Source organism: Micromonospora sp. NPDC005220, assembly GCF_040607895.1.
GTDB lineage: Bacteria > Actinomycetota > Actinomycetes > Mycobacteriales > Micromonosporaceae > Micromonospora.
The window spans coordinates 1-8,140 of sequence record NZ_JBEXHP010000173.1; the positions used below are offsets into that span (position 1 = coordinate 1).

Sequence of the window (8,140 nt, forward strand, 5' to 3'; positions counted from 1 at the left end):
CCGCGCTCCGCCCCGTGGGGGGCGGCGGAGCGCGGGGACCCCCCGTCCCGGCTACTGCAGGAACGCCCCGAGGGGCGAGAGCAGCAGCCGGCCGAGCGCCGCGGCGTTGTCGTCCAGCCGGGTGCGCTCACACTCGCGGGCGTCCGGATCGTGCCGGCACCGCCAGATCTTCTGCGCGTTGCGCCAGGCGACATCGCGCGTGTACTCGACCAGTTCCCCCTGGTACCAGTCGTCGATGTCACCGTTGAGCATGTCGATGAGCAGCTGCCACCGCTCCAGATAGCCCCGGCGCAGACCGGGGATCTTGTCGGCGAAGATGTTGTTGATCTCGAGGTAGTCGTGGTGCTGGTCGCTGCCGTCGACCGGCTCCGACTCCAGGTGGTCGAACGTCGTCACCAGGGCGAACGGCAGGTCGAAGTTGATGTGCGCGTTCACCCCGGCCGCCGCCGAGGGCAGCGGACGGGCGTCCGGCCCCCGCATCCGCTCGAAGAGGCACGACCACGCCTTCGGGGTGCCGGGGCTGGAGTCGGTCCACAGCCGCATCGCGTCGAAGTACCGGGCGGCGAACTCGACGTCGAGCCGGGAGAGGAAGACCGGGTCGATGAAGCGGTCGTCGTACAGCCCGTCCAGCACGCTGCTGGTGATGGTCAGGTAGAGCTTGTTGAAGTCAGCGAGGGGGCAACTGGCCTCCAACGGTGGCAGCCGGACCAGCATGTCCTGGAGCTTGGTCAGGTGATCGACCACGGCTGGCACGTCCGCGGGATGATCGGCGAGCAGGTCGACGATGTCCCGGTGCACAGGCCCCCAGACCGGTTCGATCATTTCTCCTCCATCGTGGTCGGCGGCATCCCCCGTGCCGTCGTCGACGCGGCTCAGCCTCTCAGCCGACACCGGCCCGCCGGATCAGTAGAACGACGTATCCCGGCGCGCACACGCGCCGGGATACGTCGGAGTGCTCAGTCAGGCCCGTTGGTTGCGCAACTGGATCGCGCTGGCCTGCACGCGGGTACGGACCTGGAGCTTGTCGAAGATGTGCGACACGTGCACACCGATGGTCCGCTCGCTGATGAACAGCCGCTGCCCGATCTCCTTGTTGGTCAACCCCTCGGCGACCAGGGCGAGCACTTCCCGCTCCCGGGCGGTGAGCGCGGTCAACTCGTCGTCGGACGCCTCGGCCGGCGCGCTGCGCGTACCGGTGGTCGTGTCGCGCTCGTCCAGCGACACCCGGGCCCGCCCGGCCAACTCGCGGATCTCCGAGGTCAACGGCACCGCGCCCAACCCCTGCGCCACCCGGTACGCCTCCCGCAGGAGCTTGCCGGCGGTGGCGATCCGGCTGCGGCGTGCCAGCAGCGCCTCGGCCTGTCGCAGCCGCGAGTAGGCCGCCGGATAGGGGTGATTGCGTCGATCCCACTCGGCGGCCGACACGGCCCACAGCTCCGGGTCGCTGCCGTCGAGGCGGCTCACCTCGGCGGCGCACAGCGCCAGGAAGCCCTCCACCACCGAGCGCACCGGCCGGGCGGCGCCGGCGCTCTTGCGGGCCATCCGATCGGCCACGTCCCGCAGCCGGCGTACCGCCGTCGGGTCCACCTCCACGGTGCGACTGGCGTACGCCTCCGCCTCGGCGCGCAGACCGTGCCAGACCAACGCGGAGAGGATCATCACGTCGTCGGAACGGCTCTCGGTGAGGCCACGCTGCACGGCCTGCCGCGCCACGTCGTGCCGGCCCTCCCACATGGCCAGCCCGGAGCGCAGGGTGAGCAGCGGTATGACGTGCCGCGCCCCGCCGCCGGCGAGCAGAGTCGCCACCGCGTCGAGGTCCCGACCGGCGGCCTCGATGTCGCCGTAGCCCACCGAGAGCCGGCACCGGGCCAGCAGCAGCTCCACGGCGTCCGCACCGGACGGTCGATGCCGCAGCGCCGCGGCCACCACCTTCTCCGCCTCGGCCCACTGACCCACCCGGAACAGCCCGTTGATGGCGATGGCCAGCAGCCGGGTGCCCCAGGTGCGGCCCAGCCCCAGCTCGGCCACCCGTTCCGCGCCCCGGCGGGCCACCACCACGCCCTCTTCGAGGACGTTCAGTGGCCCGGTCAGCAGCTCCGCCAGGTGCAGGTACGCGCAGGCCACGTCCTCCGGCTGACCGGCCCGCTCGGCGGTCTCGAGGGCGTCACGCATGACCGCCAGACCGGCGTCCGGGTCTTCCAGAAAGGCGTCGCTGAAGCCCAGCGCCGAACTGGCCAGCACGATTTCGGTAGCGGAATCCTCCGCGTTCTCGGCCAACGCCAGCGCCTCGCGGGCCCGCTCGCCGGCGTCGGCGTACCGGCCCAGGTGCAGCAGCAACTCGGCCAGGCGGGCGGCGGCGGCGGCCCGGTCCCGCGGGGAGCAGTCGGCCGCCTTCAGCGCCCGCTGGTACTCCTCCTCGGCCAGCGCGGAGCGACCGGCGGCGGCCAGGTAGCGGGCGCGACGGATGTGCAGCGCGCAGCTCGGCTCACCGCCCCGCAACGCGGCCACCTCCTCCAGCAGGGCCAACGCGCGGGCGTGCTCCCCGCAGTGGTGGGCCGCCTCGGCGGCGTTCTCGAGCAGCTCGACCCGGTCCACCGTCAGCGGGCCCGGCTCGGCGGCCAACTGCAACGCCGCCGACCAGTGCCGGTGCGCCTCGGCGTAACCGTGCAGCCGCTCGGCCTCCTGAGCGGCGGCCACCGCCGCCGGCAGGGCGCGCGCCGGCTCGCCGGCCAGCCTCCAGTGGTGCGCCAACCGGGCCTGGTGCAGCTCAGCCGGGGCCGTGGTCAGCGCCTCGGCGTAGCGGCGGTGCAGCCCGGAGCGCTCGGCCGGCAGCAGCTCGTGCGCCAGCACCTCGGCGACGAGGCGGTGCCGCAGCCGGTAGCCCTCGTCGGCGCCGACGAGCAGCCGGTGCGCCACCGCGGCTCGGGCCGCGGCGATCAGCTCGTCCTCCGGCATCCGCAGCACCTCGGCCAGCAGCCAGTGCTGCACCGGCTCGACACCGGCGGCCACCGCGTGCACCACGGCGTGCGCGTGCTGGGGCAGCGCGTCGACCCGATCGAGGAAGATCTCCCGCAGCGTCTCGGACAGCCCGTCGCGGCCGTCGCGCAGGTCCCGAGCCAACTCCTCGATGACGAACGGGTTGCCACCGCTGCGCTGCCACACCTGCTCGGCCGCGTCCGGGGTCAGCGGCCGGCCCACCACCGCGGCGGCGAGCGTCTCGGTGTCGGCCCGACCCAGCGGCACCAGGTCGAGCACCTGCACCGTACGGAGCCGACGCAGCTCGGTGAGCACCCGGCGCAGTGGGTGCGCGCCCTGCAACGACTCGGCCCGAACCGCGGCCAGCACCGACAGCTGGAGATCGCCCAGGCCGGCGAGCAGGTAGAGCAGAAGCTGCCGGGTGCTGCGGTCGACCCACTGGAGGTCGTCGAGGATCAGCACCAGCGGGCGGCCCTCGGCGATCAGGTGCAGGCCGCGCGAGACCCGCTCCAGCAGCGCGCCCGCGCCGTCGGGGCCAGCGGTCTCGTCGGCGAACATCTGCAACAGCCCCCGCACCGCCGAGGAGGTGCGGGCATGCGTGGCGGACACCTCGGTGTCGAACCGGCGCAGTGCCTGCAACAGCGGGTGCAATGGGGAGGCGTCGCCGATGTCCAGGCAGCTGCCGGTGAGCACCACGGCGCCCCGCTCCCGAAGGCGGTCGCCGATCTCGCCCAACAGCCGGGTCTTCCCCACACCGCTCTCGCCGGTCAGGAAGACTGCGGCGGTCTGCCCGTGCGCGCCGTCACCGAGCAACGCGTACCGAACCGTCTGCACCAGCTCGGCCCGGCCCACGAGCGGTGCGGTGTCCACATCGCTGGCCATGTCACGCAGCCTAATCACAGGGCCCCACACCGTTCTACGGCCGCCTGCCGCTTGTGGTACTCCTCGCGTCGACTTTGCGACTAAAGGTTGCAGGCGGCCGACATACGTCGTTCGGCAGATCCCCCGTCGGCCCAGGAATGCCAATCTCCGGAGGTGATCAGGCAACAGCGGGGAGAAAGGCCGGTGCGACACCCATGACCACCAGCATCATCGTCGACACCCAACGGACCGTCACCCCGCTCTGGCCGGTACCCCAGGAGCGGCGCGTCGTCACCGTCCTCTTCGCGGACATCGTCGGCTCCACGGCCCTGGTGGACCGGCTCGACCCGGAGGACGTCCGGGCGTTGCAACGGGCCTACTTCGACACTGTGGCCGGTGTGCTGCACCGCTGGCAGGGGGTGGTGGAGAAGTACATCGGTGACGCGGTGATGGCGCTCTTCGGCGCCCGGCACTCCGACGGTTTCGACGCGTACCGGGCGGTGCGCGCCGGGCTGGAGATCCAGGCCGCGCTGGACCGCCGGCCCATGGTCGACGACATCAGGCTGCGCGTCCGGGTCGGCGTCGCCACCGGCGAGGTGGTGGTCGACCTGGGTGACGTCGTCACCGGCGGGCACGGTGTGGCCAGCGGCGCGGTGATCACCGCCGCGGCCCGCCTGCAGGAGCGCGCCGCACCCGGCGCCGTCGCGCTCTGCGCGGCCACCGCCCGCGCCACCGCCGGCCTGATCACCCAGCGTCAGCTGACACCGGTGCCGGTCGCCGGCCGGGTGCCGCCGGTGCCGGTCTGGCACGCCATCGGTCCGGTACGCCCCGGCGCCGTCCGGCACGACGGCCCGTTGATCGGGCGACGCCGCGAGCTGGCCACCATCCGCGACCAGCTGAGCGGGGCCATCCGGGAGCGGACACCGCGCTGGATCTCCCTGGTCGGCCCCACCGGCAGTGGCCGCAGCCGGCTGCTGCACGAGCTGACCCGGGGCCTGACCACCGTGGACGGAGTGTCGGTCCGCTGGTGCGTGGCGACCTGCCAGCCGTACCCCGATCAGGTGTTGGCGCCTGTCGCGCACCTGCTGCGCACCCTCGCCGGGATCCGGCACAGCGACGGGCCGGCGGCGGTCCACGACCGGCTCGTCGCCGCCCTGACGCCTCTGTTCCCGCCGACCACTGTGGCCACCGCGGTTCCGGCGCTGCAACGGATGCTGACCACCCCGGACGGATCGGCGGCCGCACTCGCCGGCGCGGCGATCTGCCGGGAGGTCCTGCTGCGCCTGGCCGCCCATCGGCCGCTGATCGTGGCGGTCGACGACCTGGACCGGGCCGCGCCGACGGTGAGCCGGTTCCTGCACGCGCTGTTCACCGCGGCGACGGAGCGTGGGCTGCCGCTGGCCGTGCTCACCGTGCACCAGCCGCAGTGGGCCGATACCAGGCCCGGTCCGGCCCGACCGGTGACGATCGGACCGTTGGCCACGGTGCAGTCCGGGCGGCTGCTGCGCCACCTGCTCAGTCGGGCCGGGCAGCCGGTGGCCCTGGTCGACCGGCTACTGCCGCTGGTGGGAGGTCGACCCGGGCACGCGGCGGCGTACGTCACGTCGGTCGTGGACGGTGCCGATCCGGCGGCGCCCCCGCTGCCCGAGGCGGTACGCCGAGCCGTCGGCGCGGAGCTGGACCACCTCGACGGTGAGCGGCGGGCGGTGCTGATGGCCGCCGGCACCCTCGGTGGGCTGGTCTCCGGCGCGGCCGTGGACCGGGCACTCGGCTGGGCGTCCGGGCGGTCCGCACCCGCACTACGCGCGCTGGTCGGCGCCGGGCTGCTGCTCCCCCACCACGTCGACGGGTACGCGTTTGCCGCGCCCGCGCTGCGCCAGGTCGCCGCCGAACGGTTGCCCCGCGCCCTGCGGGCCGTCTTCCAGCGCCGGGCCGCCAGCGTCCCGCACCTCGATACCGTGCACCGGGACGCCAACCCGCCCGACCAGCGCGCTGATGCGGTCAACGGCTCGGCGGCGCGGAGTGCCGAGATCGTGCGCCTCGACACCGTTGGCACTCGGACCGGCCGCCTGGACGCCGTCTTCGCGGCGCTGGCCTCGGCGGGACCAGGGGGTGCCACCAGCCCGACAGCGCTGAGGGGACGGAACCCCACCCCGACGATGGCCGCCCGTCCAGCCGTGTCGAGTCCCGGCACCAACCGTGGGGCGGGCTTACGCCGGCTCCGAGCCGTCGCCTCTGCGGGCGACGTACCGCCAACGCCGGCCCCTCTACCTCCCCGCAGTGCGGGCGGTGACTCGCCCCGGGACATCGAGCGGCCCGCAGCGTCGATCCGCACCACGCCTGCGAGTTCAGCTGGACGCTGGACACTCGCCGACGTCGGCACTCCGCCCGGCAAGGTACGGGCAATACCCCGCCCGCCGTTGATCCGCCGACCGGACGACCTGCCCGCCTCCGCCTGACAGTTCGAGCAGGGTGGTCAGGACGGTCTCCCGCCGAACTGCCAGTTGTGCACCTCGACGTCGGCGTACCGGTCCGCCGTCAGGATGGCGCGCGCCGCGTCCGGGTTCGCCGCCCGGAGCAGCACGGCGGTACCGAGCCAGGTGACGCCGTCGTCGGACAGCAGAGGCCCGTACGCGATCAACTCGTCCGGGGCGGACGGCACGGCCACGTCAATGGCCTGCCCGGCGCCGAGGCCGAGCACCAGATAGCGGTTGCCGCCGGTCCGGCCGCCCGGGAAGTCCCACATGGTGCGGCCCAGCGCGTTGTGCCACCGGCGCACCGCCACGTCCCGGTACACACCGGCCTGGTAGTTCGGCTCCTCGAAGGCGAAGGCTCGCGCGGCGGCCGGGTCGGGCACGTCGACGATGTGCACGCTGCCGGTGGGCGTGTCGCCGACGAAGGTCGGGCCGCGGGCGATCATTGCAGCCGCGTACCGGTCCATGTATGACCAGTGCTCAGCCAACAGCTCGTCGCGCAACGCCGCCGAGCCGGGCCGGTCACGGTGGTAACACAGAAACTCCACGCCCCGGCGACTCAGCCAGCCCGGCGGCGAGGTCGCGGGATCGCGGCTGCGCCGCCCGCCGGGGTCGCCGTCGCGGCGTCGACGTCGCGCGTCGGACGTAGGCCGGCTCCGACGCCGGAACGGAGCCTCCGCCACCGGGAACCGGGTGCCCGCAGGAGCGGATGGGTCAGCGGCGTCTCCGCACGGACCTGCTGTTGGAGGTCGTCCAACGCCTCCCACCAGCCGGGGTGCTCCTCGACCACCTCGACCAGAACGGGGCTCTGCCGCAACATGTGGGCCGGCCAGAGGTGCCAGGTGTGGGCGAAGGTGAAGGCGGGCAGCAGCGGGGCCATCTGGAGGTTGCACTCGAGAAGGTCCGCGAGACGTTCGGCGAGAGTCACCACCTTCGGGCGCGCCGGGTCGTCGGGCGGGCAGGGCTTCCGGTCAAAGAAGTACGGGCGAAGATCGGGGTCTTCGAGCAGTCGATCGTGCCACCCCTGACCCACGTTGTTCATCTCGAGGATCGCGTTCGCCGAGCCGATGCGGTTGTTGATGCGGCTCTGCCTCGCGACCTCCCGGGTCTGGAGCGCGGAGAAGCAGAGCGAGACCGCGACCAGGATCAGACCGATGACGCTGAGGACCGTTTCGTTCACGAGGGCACGCCCTTCGATAGCGAGAGTCTGCCCTCACGCTACGGAACGGTCGCAACCGGTGACCACGGCCGGGCCTGGTGATCAGCGAGCGGCCAGGAAGGCCAGCACGCGCGGCCAGGCCGCCCCGCTGGCGTCCGGGGCGTACTCGGCCAGGTCCGGATCGGTGAACAGGTGGCCCACCCCGGGGTAACGGAACACCGTCAGATCGGCGCCGGCGTCGGTCATGGCCTGCTGCCACTCGTCGACCTCGTCCGGCGCGTCGTACGGGTCGGGATCGGCGAGGTGCAGCTGCACCGGCAACCCGGCTCGGACCGCGTCCGGGGCGCCACCGGTGCCGTGCAGCAGGAGCAGACCGGCGGCGTCGGGCCGCTCGGTCAGCAGCGCCCCGGCCACACCGGCGCCCATCGAGAAGCCGGCGAGCACCGTCTCCGGTGGCAGGTCACGCAGCGCGGCGCGGGCCCGGTCCAGCACCACGTCGTGGCCGATCTTGTCGAGCAGGGCGAAGCCCTCCTCGACGGTGTCGGCGGGCGGGACGCCGTACAGGTCGGGGGTGCTGACCTGGTGCCCAGCGGCGCGCAACCGGTCGGCGGCGGCGGGCCCGGGGGGGCCCCGCCCCCCCCCGGACCCCCGGGCCGGCCCCCCCCCCCCC

At 73.6% G+C, this 8,140-nt stretch carries 6 protein-coding genes; 1 reads left to right on the plus strand and 5 read right to left on the minus strand.

Annotation, left to right across the window (positions count from 1 at the left end; all coding sequences use genetic code 11):
* Positions 1 to 51: 51 nt before the first annotated feature.
* On the minus strand, positions 52 to 822 hold the full coding sequence (locus ABZU52_RS30905) for a DUF5995 family protein (RefSeq protein WP_091398349.1): 771 nt from the start codon (positions 820 to 822) through the stop codon (positions 52 to 54).
* 138 nt (positions 823 to 960) lie between these two features.
* A complete protein-coding gene (locus ABZU52_RS30910; RefSeq protein ID WP_354974459.1) occupies positions 961 to 3,858 on the minus strand; it encodes an AAA family ATPase in 2,898 nt (965 codons plus the stop codon).
* A gap of 194 nt (positions 3,859 to 4,052) precedes the next feature.
* On the opposite strand from ABZU52_RS30910, the gene ABZU52_RS30915 reads away from it, so the two are divergent.
* Positions 4,053 to 6,296, plus strand: coding sequence for an adenylate/guanylate cyclase domain-containing protein (locus ABZU52_RS30915; protein WP_354974460.1), 2,244 nt, complete (start codon positions 4,053 to 4,055; stop codon positions 6,294 to 6,296).
* A 17-nt stretch (positions 6,297 to 6,313) separates the two neighbouring features.
* Here ABZU52_RS30915 and ABZU52_RS30920 read toward each other — a convergent pair whose 3' ends face one another.
* From ABZU52_RS30920 to ABZU52_RS30930, 3 genes are all read right to left on the minus strand, one after another.
* A complete protein-coding gene (locus tag ABZU52_RS30920) occupies positions 6,314 to 6,859 on the minus strand; it encodes a YciI family protein (protein WP_354974461.1) in 546 nt (181 codons plus the stop codon).
* Between the two features lie 11 nt (positions 6,860 to 6,870).
* Positions 6,871 to 7,491: a hypothetical protein gene (locus ABZU52_RS30925; RefSeq protein WP_354974462.1), complete on the minus strand. Its 621-nt coding sequence runs from the start codon at positions 7,489 to 7,491 to the stop codon at positions 6,871 to 6,873.
* An 81-nt stretch (positions 7,492 to 7,572) separates the two neighbouring features.
* A partial coding sequence (locus ABZU52_RS30930; RefSeq protein ID WP_354974463.1) for a dienelactone hydrolase family protein occupies positions 7,573 to 8,140 on the minus strand: 568 nt, incomplete at its 5' end.